The 18,920-nt window shown below is 47.3% G+C and carries 16 protein-coding genes; 3 read left to right on the forward strand and 13 right to left on the reverse strand.

Annotated features, from left to right (window positions below; all coding sequences use genetic code 11):
• Nucleotides 1–54 precede the first annotated feature (54 nt).
• A complete protein-coding gene (locus F941_RS02295) occupies nucleotides 55–840 on the forward strand; it encodes an NRDE family protein (protein WP_005007318.1) in 786 nt (261 codons plus the stop codon).
• Nucleotides 841–932: 92 nt separating this feature from the next.
• Here F941_RS02295 and F941_RS02300 read toward each other — a convergent pair whose 3' ends face one another.
• The 4 genes from F941_RS02300 to tatA all read right to left on the reverse strand — a co-directional run bounded on the left by F941_RS02300 (nucleotide 933) and on the right by tatA (nucleotide 4,505).
• A complete protein-coding gene (locus F941_RS02300; protein WP_005007321.1) occupies nucleotides 933–2,897 on the reverse strand; it encodes a PhoX family protein in 1,965 nt (654 codons plus the stop codon).
• Nucleotides 2,898–3,056: 159 nt separating this feature from the next.
• The gene (gene tatC / locus F941_RS02305; RefSeq protein WP_005007323.1) at nucleotides 3,057–3,839 is read right to left on the reverse strand and encodes a twin-arginine translocase subunit TatC; all 783 of its coding nucleotides are present in this window, start codon (nucleotides 3,837–3,839) and stop codon (nucleotides 3,057–3,059) included.
• A complete protein-coding gene (tatB, locus tag F941_RS02310; protein WP_005007325.1) occupies nucleotides 3,836–4,270 on the reverse strand; it encodes a Sec-independent protein translocase protein TatB in 435 nt (144 codons plus the stop codon). The genes tatC and tatB overlap by 4 nt, the downstream gene beginning before the upstream one ends.
• A 16-nt stretch (nucleotides 4,271–4,286) precedes the next feature.
• A complete protein-coding gene (gene tatA / locus F941_RS02315; protein ID WP_005007330.1) occupies nucleotides 4,287–4,505 on the reverse strand; it encodes a Sec-independent protein translocase subunit TatA in 219 nt (72 codons plus the stop codon).
• A gap of 183 nt (nucleotides 4,506–4,688) precedes the next feature.
• Between tatA and F941_RS02320 the strand changes: the two genes are divergently transcribed.
• Entirely contained in the window at nucleotides 4,689–5,567 is an 879-nt protein-coding gene (locus F941_RS02320) for an AEC family transporter (protein WP_005007331.1), read from the forward strand.
• A gap of 434 nt (nucleotides 5,568–6,001) precedes the next feature.
• On the opposite strand, the gene rdgB is transcribed toward F941_RS02320, so the two are convergent.
• A complete protein-coding gene (gene rdgB / locus F941_RS02325) occupies nucleotides 6,002–6,625 on the reverse strand; it encodes an RdgB/HAM1 family non-canonical purine NTP pyrophosphatase (RefSeq protein ID WP_005007335.1) in 624 nt (207 codons plus the stop codon).
• A gap of 125 nt (nucleotides 6,626–6,750) precedes the next feature.
• Here rdgB and F941_RS02330 point away from each other — a divergent pair, with 125 nt between their 5' ends.
• The gene (locus tag F941_RS02330) at nucleotides 6,751–7,197 is read left to right on the forward strand and encodes a GNAT family N-acetyltransferase (protein WP_018572765.1); all 447 of its coding nucleotides are present in this window, start codon (nucleotides 6,751–6,753) and stop codon (nucleotides 7,195–7,197) included.
• Between the two features lie 71 nt (nucleotides 7,198–7,268).
• On the opposite strand, the gene F941_RS02335 is transcribed toward F941_RS02330, so the two are convergent.
• From F941_RS02335 to F941_RS02370, 8 genes are all read right to left on the reverse strand, one after another.
• On the reverse strand, nucleotides 7,269–7,859 hold the full coding sequence (locus tag F941_RS02335) for a tetratricopeptide repeat protein (protein ID WP_005007340.1): 591 nt from the start codon (nucleotides 7,857–7,859) through the stop codon (nucleotides 7,269–7,271).
• The gene (gene metW / locus F941_RS02340; RefSeq protein ID WP_005007344.1) at nucleotides 7,856–8,449 is read right to left on the reverse strand and encodes a methionine biosynthesis protein MetW; all 594 of its coding nucleotides are present in this window, start codon (nucleotides 8,447–8,449) and stop codon (nucleotides 7,856–7,858) included. The genes F941_RS02335 and metW overlap by 4 nt, the downstream gene beginning before the upstream one ends.
• A complete protein-coding gene (gene metX / locus F941_RS02345) occupies nucleotides 8,449–9,609 on the reverse strand; it encodes a homoserine O-succinyltransferase MetX (RefSeq protein WP_005007345.1) in 1,161 nt (386 codons plus the stop codon). The genes metW and metX overlap by 1 nt, the downstream gene beginning before the upstream one ends.
• A gap of 102 nt (nucleotides 9,610–9,711) precedes the next feature.
• Complete coding sequence (gene leuA / locus F941_RS02350) at nucleotides 9,712–11,409, reverse strand: 2-isopropylmalate synthase (protein WP_005007347.1); 1,698 nt, start codon at nucleotides 11,407–11,409, stop codon at nucleotides 9,712–9,714.
• A gap of 268 nt (nucleotides 11,410–11,677) precedes the next feature.
• Entirely contained in the window at nucleotides 11,678–12,781 is a 1,104-nt protein-coding gene (locus F941_RS02355; protein ID WP_005007349.1) for an alpha-hydroxy acid oxidase, read from the reverse strand.
• On the reverse strand, nucleotides 12,778–13,461 hold the full coding sequence (locus F941_RS02360; protein ID WP_005007350.1) for a Fe2+-dependent dioxygenase: 684 nt from the start codon (nucleotides 13,459–13,461) through the stop codon (nucleotides 12,778–12,780). Before F941_RS02360 ends, F941_RS02355 begins: the two co-directional genes overlap by 4 nt.
• A 92-nt stretch (nucleotides 13,462–13,553) precedes the next feature.
• On the reverse strand, nucleotides 13,554–15,857 hold the full coding sequence (locus F941_RS02365) for a catecholate siderophore receptor Fiu (protein ID WP_005007351.1): 2,304 nt from the start codon (nucleotides 15,855–15,857) through the stop codon (nucleotides 13,554–13,556).
• 438 nt (nucleotides 15,858–16,295) lie between these two features.
• Nucleotides 16,296–18,551: a TonB-dependent receptor gene (locus tag F941_RS02370; protein WP_005007353.1), complete on the reverse strand. Its 2,256-nt coding sequence runs from the start codon at nucleotides 18,549–18,551 to the stop codon at nucleotides 16,296–16,298.
• Nucleotides 18,552–18,920: the final 369 nt, after the last annotated feature.

Genomic DNA, 18,920 nt, shown 5'->3' on the forward strand with positions numbered 1-18,920 from the left:
GAATGTGATGAAAAATGTTGTACATTCAATGTGTAAAGATATCGAGTGACATTTATGTGCATTGTGGCATTTGCTTGGCAAGTCTTGGAAGATACACCGTTATGCCTGATTTCCAACCGTGATGAGTTTTATCAGCGCCCGTCCGCAGCCTTGAAGCAATGGGATGCCAGTCCGATTTTGGCCGGGCAGGACTTGCAGTCTGGCGGCACATGGATGGGGGTGACGAAGGCAGGGCGCTGGGCGATTATCACTAATTTCCGCGACGGTGCTGATAAAAATGAATATCCCACTTCGCGCGGGCATTTAATTCAAGCCTTTTTGGAATCAGATCAAACGCCTATCCGTTTTGCGCAAGCACTGGAGCAGCGTCAATGCGATTACGCAGGCTTTAATTTATTTATGGGCAATCAGCATCAGGCCGTATATATGAGCAACCGGGGAGAGGCGCCGCAGGTGCTGGCCAAAGGGGTTTATGTAGCATCAAATGGATTAATGACGGAGCATTGGGAAAAGACCAGGCATCTGCGCAAGCGGTTTAGCCAAGAATTTTTGCCGATGCTGCAGCAGGCGCATACGCCAGAAGGCGATTTAGAGTCTGCAGTCTGGGATATTTTGGAAGATGAGCGCAAAGTTATTCCAGACCTGCTGCCCAATACAGGCATTCATGCAGAGATGGAAGAACTGCTGTCTTCCACATTTATTCAAAGTCCAGTTTACGGCACCCGCTGTTCCAATTTCCTTAGAATGAAAGGCCGGCAGTGGCTGTGGCAGGAAAAGTCGCAGCAAGGCACAACACAGGGCGAAGTGGTTTCGGTCCGGCTGGATATCACATCGCCATAAGCTGGGGATGCGCGGCTCAATGATCTGGATTGGATAAAAAATGCCAGCATGATGCTGGCATTTTTTCACGGTATTGGATTGTGTCAAAAAGGCTATTTTGAGGATGCCGGCTTTGTGGCCGACGGCATAATATCGGCCGTGATATAGCCGACAGATGCGGCATAGCCATTGTTGTAGTTGGCTAAAGTGGCCGCTTTAAGGTCTGCAGAAAGGCTGTTCATGTCGCCCGCATGCTGGAAGTTGCTCATGATATAGGTCCAGCCATTAATGGAGTCGACGGCATGCAGGCCAGTGGATTCTGCACCGGCAGGCGTCGACAGCAAGCGCACAGGATCTGCTTTGGTATTGACGTTGTAGGCCCAAAGGAAATTGTTAGGATGGTTGCCGCTATCTTCACCAATGAACAGTGTGCGCAGCTGTTCCGAGAACTTTAAGTTGTCCGGGCTGGCAATCTTGTTCGGATTTGCCGTATTGCCCAGCGCGTCTACAGAGATATCTTCGCCTGAAAGCAGCAGTTTGGATTGGTGCGGCACCCAGTCACTGCTGATCGGCATGCCTGCTTGAGTCGATTGGCCGCCTGCCAAATCATGCGCCAAAATGCCGCCGGCTTGAATTTTTGTGAACTTCACATTGTGCGCAGCATTGTAGCTGGAGGTGCCTTCAACCATGGAATCAACAATATTGGCCAAAGCTGAATACGCCACTTTGTCTTTGATATTGACCGTCGTGCCTTCCATTTTTGTAAAGGCCATACTTGCGCCTTTGAGTGCTGCATAACGGTGGGTTTCTAAGAACGCCGCCGCTTTTTCCATGCCTGGCTTTACTTTGACCCACAGCTTTTTCTTCGCCAGCATAATTTCAGTAAATGAAGCATCATTTGGATTCACGTTAACGCTTTCCATAATGTCGCTTGGCTGAATATTGCTGACATTCACTAAATCTTCAATTTCTTTGCTGGTTGCATGGCCCAGCTCAATCCACTGGATTTGGCCCGTCGTGTTATTGCTCAATAACGATGTATATTTTGCAACATACAGTGTTCCTGCAGATAAGTCTTTTGCCTGATCGGCAATAAACATGAAGAAGCCGCCATTGGTATAGTCATCGCCCATGATCACCGTGCGGTTATCTGGCATGACATGCACCAGTTCATGAGAAATACGGCCCATGCAGTAGTGTTTGACAATCTTGCCGCTGCCGTCTTTATTCACAATCACTTCCGGCAAGTGGCCATAGTTGTACGGTTTAGCCGCATTGGCATCGCCAAAGAAATTTTTACCCAGACCGCTCGGGCTTGGGCCGCCGATTCCCTGATTGAAGGCATCCGGCTCATATTCCTCACTCGACAAATGCGTATTCCACGGTGACAAGCTTGCGCCGCAGGTAATCCATAAGCCATGCACAGCAGAGGTGTCGACATTGAAGTATTTTTTCAACTCAAGATGGCCTGTGCTTTGGTTCTGATCCAGGGTCAAAATCGCAATCGGCGATGGCAGGTTGCCGTATTCACTGGCGCCCGCTTGGTTCATGCTGGCATATTCAAACTGCACCACATGGAAGACCGGGTTTGCGACGCCATCGACTTTGGCATTCTCCAGCTTGAGTAAAGAGGAGCCATCTGGACAGTCTGAGAAAAATTGACGCGCTGGAAGCGTTGCCGATGAGGTATCCATAATCGGCTGGCCTTTGGCATCAAAATAGCCGCCTGCCACAATTTCACCGCCGCCCCATTTAGGCACTTTAGTGCCCGTTTCAAAGAAGCTCTTATAGCCCAGCTGATATTCGGTACTGGTTGAATCATCCCATTCAATTTTCAGTTTTGAACTCACTGACGTTTTTGCGCGGTCTGCTGTCGCCGTCGGCGCATCCATTTTAATAAAGGTTGCAGACTTTAAGTTGGCTGGCTTTACTGCAGGTGGAATGACGGCATCATCACTGCTGTCGTTGCAGCCCGCCAGCGTTGCTGCTGTGCCCATTGCGCCTAAAGGTAAAAAAGGAATGCCTGCAAACCATTTAAGCAGGTCACGGCGGCTTGGCTGAGTAGAAGTGGCTGTCATAAGAAATCCGTACGTTAATTGTTTTTAAGTCGCTAATGATTCTATGAAGCAGAAATGACAGATTCTTTACACTTTTTAGACAGTTTGACGACAAAGGCTGTTTGCCGAGATCAATAAAAAAGCCCTGAAACTCAGGGCTTTTTGAAAGCGGATGTATTTTTAAGCAGCTCTGTCTTCCGTTTTAGATTTGCGCTTTTCCAGCAGCTTGCCAAGCAGCAGGCCGACTTCAAACAGCATCCACATCGGCACAGCCAGCATGATCATCGAAAGCGCATCGGGCGGCGTAGCAAACATGGCGACAAAGAAACATCCCACCACAATAAAGCGCCGTTTTTCCACCAGGCTTTGTGTGCTGACCGCGCCGATTAAAATCAGCACCAGCGTAATGATGGGGATTTCAAACGTTAAGCCAAACACCAAAAACAGCTTGAGGCAGAAACTGAGATAGCTGTTTATGTCGGTCATCGGCGCAACGGTTTCAGGCGAGACACTGATAAAGAAATGCAAAATTGCCGGCAGGGTAATAAAGTAGGCAAAGGCGATGCCGAGATAAAACAGCGCGATGCTGCCCGCCAATAACGGAATGGCTAAAAAACGCTCTTTTTCATACAGCGCAGGCCGTATAAAAGACCACAGCTGATAAATAATAAAGGGCATCGCCAGCATCAAGGCGACAAATAAATTCAGTTTAAATGGCGCCATAAAGGTGGCGGTGACATCCGTTGCAATCATGGATGATGTTGCAGGCAGCTGCTGCCTAAGCGGGTCTGACAGCAATTGATAGGTATAATTGCGGAACGGCAGCAGGCAGAAAAACAGCGCAATGGTCACGCCGACAATTTTAAAAAGGTATTGGCGCAGCACGATCAGATGCTGCATGACGGGCATTTGCTCCAGCTGTTCAGCTTCTGTTTTGACAGAAACGGCAGGCAGTTCATTCATACAGCAATCTTCAATTTAACAGGGGAAAGTTGAGACTCCTGCATATTCAGCAAATGGGGGAGGTTTTGCTGAATATGGCTGCAGGAATAGGGAAAAAGCGCAGGTGCGCCTAAAGGCTGATAATGACTGTGCGATGCAGCGCTGAATGTCTGCTGCGCTGGCTCGGAGGGCGGGCTGCGCAAGGCATCAATTTGCTGCTGCATGCGCCGTTCCAGTTCGGTCATGCGTTCAATTTCTTTTTGTACTTCTGCTCGAAACTCAGATAAGCGCAGTTCACGGTCCACTTCATTTTGAACACTGCTGATCAGGCGCTTAAATTTGCCATACCACTTGGCTGCAAACCGCGCGCCTTCGGGCAGTTTTTCTGGGCCAAGCACCAGCAGGGCGATAATGGCAAAGCACAGCAGTTCAGTCATTCCAATGTTCAGCATGAATCAGCACTCACATTTAGCTTTTAACGGAGCTTTCAGCGCTTTTGACTTGGGCATCAATGGTGCGCGGTTCTTTTAAGGCCGCTTGTTCAGCGTCTTCATCACGCACCGATTTCTTAAAGTCTTTGACTGCGCCGCCCACATCTTTGCCCAGGTTTTTTAATTTGGATGTGCCAAACAATAAAATCACCACAATTGCAAAAATCAGCACATGCCAAATCGATAGTCCTGCCATGAGATCTTCCTCTATTTATTTTTAGATGATTTCAACAGCTCTGAGTGACACGCATGTGACATTTATGTTGCAGTTTTAAGACAACTGCCTTTGTCCAAGGAAGTAAAGCGTTCTTGGCTTGCCCGCACTAAGGGGAGAGTGTGTTAGCATCTAGCTTTTCTGCCCAATGCAATTGCGATAGCCATGGCGCTGATACTCCCGCTTATTTCTTTTCTTATCGGTTTTTTTGGTGCCGAGGCGCTGAAGCCATGCAGATCCTTTTTGGCCTCTTTGCTGGCGCGGCTGCTGATTCCTGCCGTGATTGTTTACAACATGGTGTTTTATCAGCAGGGCAGTTTATGGCTGATCGGCTTCAGTTTCGCCGCCTCGCTGATTTTCTACAGCCTGTTCTACTGCTTCAGTAAAGACAAGCTCCGTGCATTGTGCTTCAGCTATTTAAATGGCGCTTGGCTGGGTTTTCCCTTTGCTTTGGCGGTGTTTGGCCCCAAAGCCAGCGCGACCATTGTTGCGCTGTATATCGGCGGCTCACTTTTTGGCAATATTTGCGCCGTAATGGCGGTCAGCACGGCGAAACAGGATGTCCGTTTCATTATCAAAAATGTGCTGCTGTCGCCGCCAGTGATTGCTTTGAGCCTAGCCGCTGTTTTATCAATGTGGGATTTCAGCGCTTTTGAACATCACCCTGCCGTACAGTGGGCCTATGCCTTGAATAAAGTGCTGGTGACTTTTTCAGGCATGTGCGTCTTGGGCATGTGGCTGAGCAAAGTGCGCATTGGCTGGCAGGATTTAAGGCGCAGCTTGATGCTGATTTGCAGCCGCATGCTGCTGGCGGCAGGATTATGTGTGGGGGCGTATGTGCTGCTGCCGATTCCGCATGTGCAGCTGACGTATGCAGTGATTTTTATGTTTTTCTGCCTGCCGCCTGCAGCCAATATTGTGGCGCTGGAAACGCATTATCAAGGTACGGGGCATTCGGCCAAATATATCGCTTCGGGGACCATTGCCAGCGCCATGATTATTTCAATCTATGGCTTGTTACTGCATTTTTTTATGCAGTTTTAACTGCCCAGCGCTATCAAAATCACGATTAGCAAAGCCAGTGTTACGGCGCAGTTAGTCGAAGCTGAGCTCTTTGCGGATCTGCCAATCGCGGAATAAGGCATAACAGATTGCGATACCAATGATGCCCGGGAAACCCATTTGACCTTGCAAAAGGCTGGCAAGCAGCATCAAGATCATTAATATGAATAAAACCCGATAGGTTGTGCGAAAGCCAGATGTTAAGGGGAAGGTCATTTTTTCTTGGCATGAAGGACAGCTGATTTTTTGAAACCCTAAGAAGGATCGAGTCGGTGTTTCTGTAAATGTATGCTGACATTCGGGGCAAGTGACTCTGAGCGGGGACAGCGCCATATCATTCTCTTTTTTATTATTAAAGTAATTAGATTTAAGTGGTGAGGAGGTAATCACTAAAAATATATTACCTCCTGCAACGCTTATTTCAAGCTGTCTTTAAACAGTTTCATCGCCTGGCCGCGGTGGCTGATTTTGTTTTTTTCTTCTTTAGACAATTCCGCGCTAGAGACATTGAGTTCCGGCAGCCAGAACAGCGGGTCATAGCCAAAACCATTCTCGCCGAGAGCTTGTTCCAAAATTTCGCCTTGCCAAATGCCTTGGAAAATTTGCGGCAGCGGGTCTTCAGCATGCTGCACCAAAGCGAGTACGCAAACAAACATGCCTTCAATGGCTTCACCGTTTTTACGCAGCGGTTTCAGCTTGTGCAGCAGTTTTTCATTGTTGGCCGCATCATTGCCGTGTTCGCCTGCAAAGCGTGCAGAATAAATGCCTGGCGCGCCGCCTAATACAGGCACGCAAATGCCGGAGTCATCGGCAATCGCAGGCTTGCCGGAAATTTTAGAGGCATGGCGGGCTTTAATAATGGCATTTTCTACAAAGCTGAGGCCGTCTTCAATCGCGTCTTCAATATTCAGTTTGCCTTGAGGAATCACTTCAACAGGAAGCTTCAGTTCTGCAAACATTTTTTCAAATTCGGCAATTTTGCCTTTGTTGTTGCTGGCAAGAACGAGGGTGCCTTGGGATAGCCAATCTGTTGAAGACATTGTATTGTGCCTATGCTTGGTAAAAGAATGCTGTATTTTAACTTATTTTTGATTGGGCGGATGCGCTTAATCTGCAAGGCCGCTGCGCGTAATCTGAAAAATAATCCGGGAACTTGAAAAGAAGAATGCCTAAAATGATCCGTCATGCCAAGATTGAAGATGCCGCTGCCATAGCCCTGCTGATTGAGCCCTATATTGATGACTTTGCCGTTAATCAATCGGGGCGGGAGAAATTGAATCAGGAGGCAATAGAAACGCTGCTGCACACTGAATGCATCCATTATTATGTCTATACGCAGCATCAGCAAATCTGTGCGGTGATCGCTTATAAAGAATCAGGCCATCTCATTCACTTTTTTACTGCGCGCCCTATGCAGAAACAGGGCATCGGCAGAAAATTGTGGAATTTTATTGAAGCGGAGCTTCATCAGAGTGGAACATCCTGCATCACTGTCAATTCCAGCTGCTCTGCCCAGCCCGTGTATGAAAAATTAGGCTTTCACAGCGTTTCAGCAGTCATTGAGGCGAACGGTTTGCGTTTCATTCAAATGCGGAAAGCTCTCACTGCGTAGATAAGCATGCAAAAGGCGCAATCACAGACAATAAAAAAGCGCCCGAAGGCGCTTTTTAGAATCAGGCAGAATTACTGCGCTTGAATCCATTTGTCAGCACGGTCACGCGCCTGACGGATCTGGTCCTGCGTTAAGTTGGCGGCCAAAGCGGTTTTCTTGCCTTCAGACAAGCTAATCACTTTATTGTCCAGCATGCCGTCACGGGTAGACAGCTCATACCATTGGTAAGCGCCAACAAAGTTTTTCTTCTGCTCTTCCATCATCGCCAAATTGAAGCTGGCGCGGTTGTCGCCGCGGCTGGCCGCTTTTTCAAAGTATTGGCGGGCAAGCGTTTCGTCTTTTTTCGTACCCATGCCGTCTGCCAGCATGCGGCCAACGTTCAGCTGAGCGGCGGAAAGGCCTTGATCAGCTGCCGCTTTAAACCAAGCGAAGGCTTGACGTTCATCTTTAGCAACGTCTTTGCCGTATTGATATTTTGTGCCTAAATAGAATTGCGCGCCTGCTTGGCCTGCCTTAGCCGCTTTGGTCAGGCTGTTAATGTCCATCACAGAATACTGCGCAGCTTGGCTCGCAACAGATGGCGCTGGAGCAACATAGTCTGCATGGGCCTGAACACAAAACAGTCCAGCCAGCAATGTTGAACCTAATAATAATTTTTTCATAAAGCGCTCACTCGATAAATTGCGACTTCACCAAACAGATTCGGGATATGTTTACTGAGTAAACTGCCTTGCTGATCCCCATTCACGGCAAGTCGGTTAATAATCCGGATATTATTCTCTGCGCACAGCGCTTCAAAATCACGGAATGTACATAAATGAATATTCGGGGTGTTATACCACATATAGGGCAAAGCTTCTGAAACAGGCATTTTTCCTTTTAACGCCAAGAAAGAGCGGGTCTTCCAATACGCGAAGTTCGGAAAAGTAATAATCGCCTGTTTCCCCACACGCACCATGTCTCTTAATAAGACGTCAGGCGCATCTACAGCTTGCAAAGCTTGCGCCATCACTACATAGTCAAAAGACTGGTCGGCAAAACGGCTTAAACCTAAATTTAAGTCCTGCTGAATAATATTTAACCCGCGACTGATGGCAATTGCAATCTTTTCTTGATCAAGCTCTAAGCCGTAAGCGCGGATGTTATGCTTTTGGCTCATATGCGCCAGCAGTTCGCCGTCGCCGCAGCCCAAGTCTAAAACCTTAGAATCGGGCTTGATCCATTTCTCAGCCAGTTGATGATCGATACGCATTAAACAGCCTCCTTCGGTGTCGCTTTGAGGTGTTCTTCACCGCCTAAAAATGCACGTAAGGATTTGACATATAAAGGAATAGGGAACAAGAATGAATCGTGGCCCTGTTCTGCGTTAATGTCTAAATAACTGACAGGCTTATGGCTGCTGATCAGGGCATCCACAATCTCCTGAGAGCGTTGCGGCGTGAAGCGCCAATCCGTCGTAAATGAAACGACTAAGAACTTGCATTTGGTATTGTCCATCGCTTTTTTCAATGACTGCTGATACTCGCGGGAGGGATCAAAATAGTCCAAAGCTTTGGTCATAATTAAATAAGTGTTGGCGTCAAAGTTGCGGCTGAACTGCTCGCCTTGATAGCGCAAATAGCTTTCGACCTGAAATTCGACATCAAAACCATACATGAATTTGCCCGATTTTAGGTCGCGGCCAAATTTCTGCTTCATGGCTTCTTCAGATAAGTACGTAATATGGCCGACCATGCGCGCCAAAATCAGCCCGCGTTTGGGGTAGCTGTCATTTTCTAAATAGCGGCCGTTGTGAAAGTCCGGATCAGACAAAATGGACTGGCGCGCCACTTCGTTAAAGGCAATATTCTGCGCAGACAATTTTGGCGCGCTGGCGATAATCACGCATTTTTTTAAACGGTCAGGATAATCCACTGACCACTGCAGCGCCTGCATGCCGCCCAAAGAGCCGCCAATCACGGCATACCATTGCGCAATGCCCATCCGGTCGGACAGCATGGCTTGAGTTTTAACCCAATCCCGCACTGTGACCAATGGGAAATCTGGGCCATAAGGCCGGTTGTCATTTTCAGGGTTGGGAGAGGTTGGCCCCGTAGAACCGCTGCAGCCGCCAATATTATTCAGCGCAACGACAAAGAATTTTGAGGTATCAATGGCTTTGCCTGGGCCAATGCAGGCATCCCACCAGCCCGGTTTTTTATCATCTTCTTGATGATAGCCCGCTGCGTGATGATGGCCAGACAGCGCATGGCAAATCAAAATAGCATTCGACTTATCGGCATTCAGCTCGCCGTAAGTTTCCACCATCAGTTCAAAGCGCGGAAGAATCCGATCGCATTCGAGCTCTAACGGCTCTTCAAAAGAAAACTTTTGCGGGGTAACTAAGCCCACTGAGTCAGCTGGAAAAGACACAGGAAATATTCGCCTTAAATCTTTGGGATTAATAAACAAAAGGATACCACTTGGGGTACCCTTTCTAAAGTTTTTTATCAGATAAGATTTGATCTGATTAAATTAAACTGCCGCGGCCATCACTTGTTCAGTGCTTAACACGCCTTGTTCAATTAAGCGGTTGGTGCTGGCAATAATCGCTTCAATCGATGAGGTGACAATGTTGTCATGCACGCCGGCGCCGAATGCCGATTTGCCTGTGCCTTTCACTTGAAGCTCAATCAAGGCCAAGGCTTTGGCATGCGCGCCAGAGCTGATGCTGCGCTCTTCATAATTCAAGACATCAATCGGCAATTGCAAGGCGTTCAAGATGGCAGAAATCGGGCCATTGCCTTCACCGCGCAAGCGCTGAGTTTCACCGTTGATTTCCACATCAAGCTCAATTACCTGATTGCCGTTGTCATCTGACAATCTGTAGTTTTTCGCTGAGTAATGAGTATCTTTAGCCGCCACATAGGTATCTTTGAACAAGGTCCAAATTTGCTGCGCGGAAACTTCAACGCCTTCTTCATCCGCCACTTGCTGCACAATTTGCGAGAACTCAATTTGGATGCGGCGCGGCAACACCACGTTGTAGTTTGATTCCAATAAGTAGGCGATGCCGCCTTTGCCAGACTGCGAGTTCACGCGAATCACTGCATCATAGTCGCGGCCCAAATCTTTCGGGTCGATCGGCAAGTAAGGCATATCCCAAATTTCTTGATCTTTTTGGAATTCAAAGCCTTTTTTAATGGCGTCCTGATGCGAACCGGAGAAAGCGGTGAAGACCAAGTCGCCTGCATAAGGATGGCGCGGGTGTATCGGCAAGCCTGTGCATTCTTCAACAGTGGCAATGATTTCATTGATGTTGGAGAAGTCCAAGTTAGGCGCCACGCCTTGGGTGTACATGTTCAAGGCAATGGCTGCCACGTCCACGTTGCCGGTGCGTTCGCCGTTGCCGAAGACACAGCCTTCTACACGGTCTGCGCCAGCCATAATGGCCAATTCAGAGGCTGCAATGCCGCAGCCGCGGTCGTTATGGCAGTGCACTGAAATGATGACGCCATCACGGCGCTGAATGTTGCGGTGCATCCATTCAATCTGGTCGGCATAGATGTGCGGGCCAGAGACTTCAACGGTTGCAGGCAAGTTCAAAATGACTTTGTTGTCTGGCGAAGCTTCCCAAATTTCAGTCACTGCATCGCAGACATCTTTAGCCACTTCCAATTCAGTGGCCGAGAAGCACTCCGGGCTGTACTGAAAAATGAATTCAGTTTCAGGCTGCTTGGCCGCATATTCTTTCACTTTTTGCGCGGCGTTGATGGCCAGCTGTTTCGCGCCGGCCACATCGACATTCAAGACTTTTTGGCGGAATGTCGGAGAATTCGAGTTATAGATATGCACAATGGCGCGCTTAGCGCCCTGCAAAGATTCAAAAGTGCGCTGAATCAAATGATCGCGCGCCTGCACCAAGACTTCGATGTAGACGTCATCTGGAATGTGGCCGCCTTCAATCAATAAGCGGGTGAAATCAAAGTCGATTTGCGATGCGGAAGGGAAGCCGATTTCAATATGCTTAAAGCCGATTTTCACCAGCATTTGGAACATTTTGAATTTTTGCTCAATGTTCATCGGTTCAAAAATAGCTTGGTTGCCGTCACGAAGGTCGGTGCTCATCCAAATTGGCGCTTGATTGATTTCGTTATTTGGCCATTGGCGGTCAGGTAAGTCGACGCGCTGGTACATACGGCGGTATTTTTTGCTTGGATCAGCCAACATCATGAGGGAACTCCTTGTGCAGCATCGATTGTGTCAGGTCGTGAAAACAGCAACGGCTACTAGTATAGATTGTGTCTATTGTATCCATTTACAAGTCTGAATTCGGAGGGCTTAGCCTAAAGCATTAAAAAAACCTTTTGGGATTCTAGAGGCTTAGCTGTGCCGCAGCTCTTGCAAATCTATAACTAAATCTTAAGGCACTTATTCCGGAAATAATTTCCTATTTTTGCGCTATAAGGATAAATGAAGAAAAAATTTTCCTGTGATTTGGTTATTTTTGAAAAATATATTCTTCATTAATTTGATTTACGGCTGCTGTTCCCATCAGCGCCATCGTAATTTCAAATTCTTCTTTCAATATTTTAATGACATGCGCGACGCCCAATGCGCCGGCGCTGGCCAAGCCGTAAATGGCTGGACGGCCAATCAGCACCGCAGAAGCGCCCAAAGCAATGGCTTTAAACACATCTGAGCCGCGGCGGATGCCGCCGTCATACAGCAGCGGGAAATCGGCCGGCACGGCTTTTTTGATCAGCTGCAAAGCGGTCAGCGGGGGGATGCCGGTATCTAAAACCCGCCCGCCGTGATTGGAGACAATGATGCCCTGCGCCCCGTGCTGAATCGCCAGTTTTGCGTCCTGCGGATGCAGAATGCCTTTTAAAATGACGGGCAATGAGGTCTGCTGCGCCAGCCAAGCAATGTCATCCCAGGTCGGCGCGATTTTCATCAGGCCCTTAAAAACAGGATGATCGCCTTGCTTGAGTGCGGGCAGGGGAATGTGCGCAGGCGTATGCGGATGCTGCATGCCTTCAGGCAGATGGAAAAAGACGCTGCGTTCACGGTCGCGGATGCCGGTGTGCGGTGAATCTACTGTTACCACAATGGCTTTAAAATTCTGCGCTTCCGCCAGCTGGACCAAGGCCCGTGATTTTTCCCGGTCACCTTGCCAATACAGCTGAAACCATTTGTAAGGGTTTTCAGCTTTCAGCGCGCGCATATCGGTATTGCTGAAATTGCTCAGCACCATATTGCTGCCCAGCACTTCAGCGGCCAGCGCGCAAGCTGCTTCTGCATCGGGATGGAACTGCTGCTGATGGCCAATCGGCGCTAAAAAAATTGGATGCGGGAAGGTTTGCCCTAGAATTTTGCATTCCGTGCCGCCTTGCGTTAAGTCTCGCAGCATGCGCGGCCATAAATGGATATGCGCAAATTGATCTAAGTTATTGCGCACACTGGCTTCATTCATTGCACCGCCTTGCAGATACTGCCAGACCATATCCGGCAAATGTTTCTGCGCTTCCTGTTCATAGTCGGCAATGGTTTGCAGGTAGGGCGGAATTTGAGTCAGCGGCGGGAGAATGGCAGTCTGGTTCATAGCTCAGCCCATTGGCGCAATAAGTTATGATAATGGCTGGTCAAATTGACGGTTTCTTCGCAGTCGCCCAATTTTTGACGCAGCTGGATAATGGTCATATCTAAATTAAACAGCATGGAGCGCTGCCAGTCATCTTTCACCATGCTTTGAATCCAAGTAAATGATGCGATGCGCGCGCCTTGCGTGACCGGTTCAACGCGGTGCAGGCTGGTGGCTGGGTAAACAATGGCATCGCCGGCATCCAGCTTGACTTCATGCGCGCCGTAAGTGTCTTCAATCACCAGTTCTCCGCCTTCGTATTCATCGGGTTCCGACAGGAAGATGGTCATGGAGACATCGGTCCGAACGGCTTTATTTTTTTCTGCATAGAAGTGAACGGCATTGTCGACATGATTGCCGTAATGCCCTGTGTCCTGATAGCAGTTGAAAAGCGGCGGCAGGATGTCCTTGGGCAAGGCAAAGGATTGAATCAGGGCGCTGTGCTTAATCTGCTGCAGGACAAACTGATTCAGTTCCTGATACAGCGGGCTGTCTAAATTGATCTGCAGGTTATTCTTAATCTGCTGCGCCTGGCCGCCGGCGGTCTTTTTGCCGGATACCCACTGGTTATCCTGTTCCATGGCTTGGCGGATAGATTGGACTTGTTCTTTGCTGAGGACATTCGGAACATGGAGCAGCATGGCAGTGGCCTGATCGGTAAATTGCGGGTAGATACAAGCATAAATAAAAAAAGCCCTAATACAAGATTAAGGCCTTTTTTATTCTTCTTGACTTAGAATTTAAAGTTGAACGTTAAGCGGTAATTGCGTTCAGCGCCAGCAATATAGCGCAAGCCGCCGCGGTTAATGCTGGAAATGTAGTCTTCATCAAACAGGTTGTTGATGTTCAGCTGGATGCCGACATTTGGGGTGGCTTGATAACCGATCATTGAATCAAAAACCCAGTAGTCTGGAATCACTGAAGGCCCAACCGCATTGCCGTCTTTACTTTTGGTCATTTCGCCGTTATAGCGCGCGCCGCTGCCAATGCTCCATTTGTCCATGCTGTAGGTTGTCCACATTGTGAATGCATCAGATGGGGTAAATGGCATATTGCTTGAACCATCTGCAGAAACCAATTGGCTGCTGGCCGCTTGAGTGACGTTTTTGATGTCTGTTTTTTGATGGGTATAGCCGGCAGTGACTTGCCAATGGTCATTTAAGCTGCCGATCACGCCGAGTTCAACGCCTTTAACGGTCTTTTCACCGGTCTGGTAATAGAGTTCGCCGTCTTTTTCCAGTTCATTCGTCAGCTCAGTTTGGAAAAGCGCACCCGTTAACAGCAAGCGGCTATCCAAGAACTCCCATTTTGCGCCCACTTCGACAGTATTGATTTCTTGCGGATCGAGTTCTAAGTTGTTATTGCTGCTGGCCGATCCTGACGGCGCAAAAACGTTTGCATTGCCAATACCGTCACCGCCGGTAATTGTGCCAGGGGCTTGCTGCTGGACTGCATAGTTGGCATACAGGCTGCCATTCGGCGTTGGCTTGTAAAGCGCGCCGACTTTCCAGTTGAATAGATTGCCGTCATCTTTTAGGTTAACCGCTTCATATTTTGCCGGCTGGCCTGATGCCGCTGTATTCACAAAAGAATCAGAATCAAGCTTATAGCGGTCTAAGCGGATGCCGCCATTTACTGAAAATTTCGGTGAAAGTGCAATGGTGTCGAAGGCAAAAATAGAATAAGTATCCATCTGGCCTTCAGAATCACCATTGCCGTTGGTGTTGCGCACTAGCGCCGTATGTACGGTGCCTTGCGGGTTATACAGTGAGTTTGTTCCAGTGACAGTCGCCGTCCAGCCTCGGGTTTTCATTTCTTCACGAGTAAATTCAACCCCTGTGCTGACATCATGTTTGAGCCGCCCCGTATTGAAGCTTGTGACTAAGCTGGTTTGGTTCGTGATGATTTCATTTTCAGTATCGCCGTTGTTTGCGCTGCCTGAAACACGCATGGCGGATGCATCATTCGGATTGGCTGGATTGGTCGTGGTGTACGCATTGCCTGAGAAGGTGCTTAGGTACTGGTGCTCAGTTTTACCCCAGCGCGCGGTATTGGCCAGCTTGGTTTTTTCAGAGATATCGTATTCAATACGGGCGGTTGCCATATCTGCGGAAACATCATCAAAGTCTTCCGGAGCGCCATAGTAATTGGACGTATCCACTTTATGGCTGTTCAGATAATTGGCTAAACTTTTAATCGCCGCATTGGTGCTTTTATTGGCATCAAAACCGGGCACGCCCACAGTCGGGATGCCGCCATCCAGTTTGTTATCCTGTTCCGTATGTAAATAATCTAAAAATACCCGCAAGTCTGTGCCTAAGCCAAAGCCCAAAGAAGACGCGATGGCCCATTTTTTATTTTCCACGCCGTCACGGCCAATGCCGTCTGCGTTTTCCCCCATCGCATTCAAGCGGATGGCCGTGGTTTCATTAATTTTTTTATTCAGGTCTGCCGTTGCGCGGTAGTAATCATCTGAACCGAAGCCTAGAGTTGCACTGTTTGAATCTTCAAGATTTGCATGCTTGGTAGAAAGGTTGATTGAACCTGATGCAGCTGTACGGCCATTATCGGTGCCGGCAGGGCCTTTAAATACTTCGATTTGCTCATAGTTGAACATATCCCGCGTCACGTTGCCCAGATCACGCACGCCGTCAATAAAAATACTGTTGGCTGTGTCAAAACCGCGCATAGTGACGGCATCACCCGTATTCATTCGGCCATTTTCCCCCAAAGAAAAAGTGCCTACACCGGGAACGTTGCGCAATGCTTCGGTCAGGGTGGTGGCATTTTGTTCTTTTAATACTTTTTCAGGAATAATGGCAACAGTTTGCGTCGTATTCAGAACAGGCTGAGTGAACTTAGCCGAGCTTAACGTATCTTTTTTATAAGCGTTCTCAGCGGCAGCTTCCACCTGAATGGTTGGAAGGCGCGTTGACTGCTGTTCTGAGTCAGCGGCATGCGCAGTCAGCGGCAATGTTGCTGCCAGAGCAACGAGAGATACTGTTTTACTGTGTTTGCGGCTTTTAATCTGTGCCATGGTGAAGTCCTGAGATCGTAAGGAAAGAACCATTGCTGCATCGATGTTCACAACTCCATGAAGCAGCAATGGATGAATTGTTATGGCCTGTAACAATTGTGAGTGAATTCTATTGATAATAGTTATCATTAACAATATTAAAATCATTTATTTTTATTCGAAAAAAATGTTTAAACAAAGAAAGGCTATTTGTAAAAACAATTAAAAAAAGCCTGTTTGGTGATGATTTTTATCGATTTTTTACTAAAAGATAAATTTTTTTTGAAAGTATTTGGCTTTCTCGGAAAGCAGAAGGGAGGATTTCTTTAATTCTGCGTACCATTTTTCCGGCAAGCTAGAGCTTTAAAGTTGCACAGCAAAACGCTGCGCATAAAAATAGCCTCGATGAAGAGGCTATTTAAAATAGCTCCCATAATTAATTATGGGAGCCAGCTTTGATTAGTATTTGAAGTTCACAGACAATACTGCGTTGCGGCCTTCAGCTTCAGTTGCATAGTGAGATGCATAAGCTTTAGTAAAGTAGCGCTCATCAGATAAGTTGTTCACATTTAACTGTAAATCAACATTCTTGTTCACGTTATAGCGCGCCATAGCATCGTAGCGAACATAGCCTGGCACCCATTTGGTATTGGCTAAATCACCATATACTTTATCCATGGCAATCGCGCCAGCGCCCAACGTTAATTGAGGCATTACTTGATACGTTGTCCACAATGTTGCAGAGTTTTTCGCAACGTTTGGCATTACATTGCCGTTATAAACAGTTTGGTCTGTACATGTTGTACCGCGGCAGCTGACACCGTTTTTAGTGGATTCGCTGTCAAGGTAGGTATAGCCTGCAGAAACTGCCCATTTGTCAGTAATGTTGCCGTTTAAGCCCAGTTCAAAACCGTCAACTTTGCTGGCGCCGCCATTGGTTGTAGTGTTTGCATCAAGTGAGATGCGGGTATTTTGCTTTTCTGTACGGAAAATCGCTGCGGTTAAGTTTAATTTGTCGTTAAACAAATCCCACTTTGTACCAATCTCAAATGTACGGCTTTCTTCAGGATCTAGATCCTTGTTGACAGCAGTAACAGCTGTTTCAGAACCATCACCGGCATCGACACCCACGGGATTGGCAGAAGTTGCGAAACTTGCATAAATGCTGCCATTTTCTGCCGGTTTAAAGGTTAAGCCAGCCTGATAAGAGAAAAAGTCCGTATCGCTTTCAATTTTAGCGCCTGTGGCATTGGTTTTTAATTCTGTTTCGAACTTATCCCAACGCAGTCCCAAATCTAATAGCCATTGCGGATTAAATTCAATGCTGTCTAATAGATAAACTGAAGTGGTTTGAGCAGTTGTCGTTGTTACTGCTTTATTTGCAGAGATGCTGCCTAACCATGGATCGCGTGAGTTTGGACTATAAGCATCTGTACACCAATAGTTAGATGCAGCGCCAATAAGGCCTGAACAGCCATTTGATGCATTAAGATTAGGTACGCCATTTGGTAATGTTGTTGTTGTGACACCTAGATCTTTAATTGAATAGTTGCCTTTATCAGATTCTTGATCTGAGTATTCTGCACCCACATTAAAGCTGTGTTTAATTGAACCAGTATTAAATTTGCCCGTTAAAGCCAATTGGTCAGTAAAAGTATTGGTATCTGTAATTCTTGAGTTAGCACGGCGAGCTACACTTCCATTAGCAATATTGCCTTTTGAGTCGTCTGGCTGCGTCCATAGATAATCATTTTTAGAATTGCTGTAAACCGCAGTATTGCTGATGGTTAAGTTGTCAGCAAGGTCATGTTCAAGCTTGATTGTGCCAATTTGGTTTTCCTGCTTCTGGAAATCACGGTCTAACCAGCCATAGTAAACGCCTTGTTTTACATCCAGCGGTTTGCCGGCAGCTTTGCCGTCTGTCCAATAAGGAACACCTGAGTCAGGGGTATCGTCAGATTTAAGGTAGTAGTAGCTTAAAGTTGCGCGGGTCGGAGTGTCTAGACCAAAAGTAATGCTTGGCGCAATACCAACGCGGGCATATTCAGCGCCGTCAGCTTGGCCGGCTTTTTCATTGTGGTGGCCCATGATTGCAACACGGGCAGCAATGCCGTTGCCAAAATCTTTGTTGCCGTCTAGCGTAATGCGCTGATAGTTATCTGTGCCTGCGCCAACAGAGCCTTCCAAGAAGTCGCCTTTTTTAGCCACTTTAGAAATCATGTTGATGCTGCCGCCAGCACTACCAGCACCGCCTAAAGCAGAAGCAGAGCCTTTGGTGACTTCAACTTGCTCTACTGCAAACATTTCACGGTTTTGCGAAGATGCACTGCGGATACCGTCCACATACATTGAGCTTTCAGAGCTGTAGCCGCGGATAAATGGACGGTCGCCATTCGGGTTGCCGCCTTCACCTGCGCCCAGGGTAATGCCCGGCACAGTACGTAAAGCATCGCTCAAAGTCGTGACTTGAGTATCTTCAATCAGCTGCTTAGAAATCACCGAAACAGATTTTGGCGTATCCAATAAAGGAGCAACATATTTTGCGTTTGCAGATTTGTCTACTTTTAAGCTTTGTTGTTGTTCAGCAGCAACTTCTTGATTAATTGTCGGAAGCTGAGTGACTTGTTCCTGAGCGAATGCATTGACTGCAATCATAGACAGTGATGAAGCAATCGCAGAGGATACAATTTTCTTACGTGTTTTGATGAAGGCCATTTCAAACCTGAGGATGCGTTGTGAATTTGTATGCGAATAATAATAATTCTTATTATGTATTGCATCTTTATGACATTGTAATTGTCAATCAATGTGTTGATATTAAATGTTAAAATTAATGATTATAACGATGGAAAAATAATAAATAGCTGTTTTTATTTGAAATATTTTATTTAAAAGGAGGTGCGGCGCTAAAAAGTATTCAGCATTTAATCCGATAGTCGTAAGGATTGTGCAGGGTTGATGAATCATTTGTTTCGCTTTGTTGCAGATTGCCGGCGGCAGCAGCAACAAAGAACAGGCAAAATCAGAACTTCAGCGCCGCCATTTGATGCGCCGTTTTATAACTCCAAACAAGATGAATAAGAT

The organism is Acinetobacter bouvetii DSM 14964 = CIP 107468, from assembly GCF_000368865.1.
Lineage (GTDB): Bacteria > Pseudomonadota > Gammaproteobacteria > Pseudomonadales > Moraxellaceae > Acinetobacter > Acinetobacter bouvetii.

Bases quoted from the DNA above. Each gene is read 5' to 3' on its own strand.
- F941_RS02295 (WP_005007318.1), top strand. From the start codon at position 55: ATGTGCATTGTGGCATTTGCTTGGCAAGTCTTGGAAGATACACCGTTA.
- F941_RS02300 (WP_005007321.1), bottom strand. From the start codon at position 2,897: ATGACAGCCACTTCTACTCAGCCAAGCCGCCGTGACCTGCTTAAATGG.
- tatC (WP_005007323.1), bottom strand. From the start codon at position 3,839: ATGAATGAACTGCCTGCCGTTTCTGTCAAAACAGAAGCTGAACAGCTG.
- tatB (WP_005007325.1), bottom strand. From the start codon at position 4,270: ATGCTGAACATTGGAATGACTGAACTGCTGTGCTTTGCCATTATCGCC.
- tatA (WP_005007330.1), bottom strand. From the start codon at position 4,505: ATGGCAGGACTATCGATTTGGCATGTGCTGATTTTTGCAATTGTGGTG.
- F941_RS02320 (WP_005007331.1), top strand. From the start codon at position 4,689: ATGGCGCTGATACTCCCGCTTATTTCTTTTCTTATCGGTTTTTTTGGT.
- rdgB (WP_005007335.1), bottom strand. From the start codon at position 6,625: ATGTCTTCAACAGATTGGCTATCCCAAGGCACCCTCGTTCTTGCCAGC.
- F941_RS02330 (WP_018572765.1), top strand. From the start codon at position 6,751: ATGCCTAAAATGATCCGTCATGCCAAGATTGAAGATGCCGCTGCCATA.
- F941_RS02335 (WP_005007340.1), bottom strand. From the start codon at position 7,859: ATGAAAAAATTATTATTAGGTTCAACATTGCTGGCTGGACTGTTTTGT.
- metW (WP_005007344.1), bottom strand. From the start codon at position 8,449: ATGCGTATCGATCATCAACTGGCTGAGAAATGGATCAAGCCCGATTCT.
- leuA (WP_005007347.1), bottom strand. From the start codon at position 11,409: ATGATGTTGGCTGATCCAAGCAAAAAATACCGCCGTATGTACCAGCGC.
- F941_RS02355 (WP_005007349.1), bottom strand. From the start codon at position 12,781: ATGAACCAGACTGCCATTCTCCCGCCGCTGACTCAAATTCCGCCCTAC.
- F941_RS02360 (WP_005007350.1), bottom strand. From the start codon at position 13,461: ATGCTGCTCCATGTTCCGAATGTCCTCAGCAAAGAACAAGTCCAATCT.
- F941_RS02365 (WP_005007351.1), bottom strand. From the start codon at position 15,857: ATGGCACAGATTAAAAGCCGCAAACACAGTAAAACAGTATCTCTCGTT.
- F941_RS02370 (WP_005007353.1), bottom strand. From the start codon at position 18,551: ATGGCCTTCATCAAAACACGTAAGAAAATTGTATCCTCTGCGATTGCT.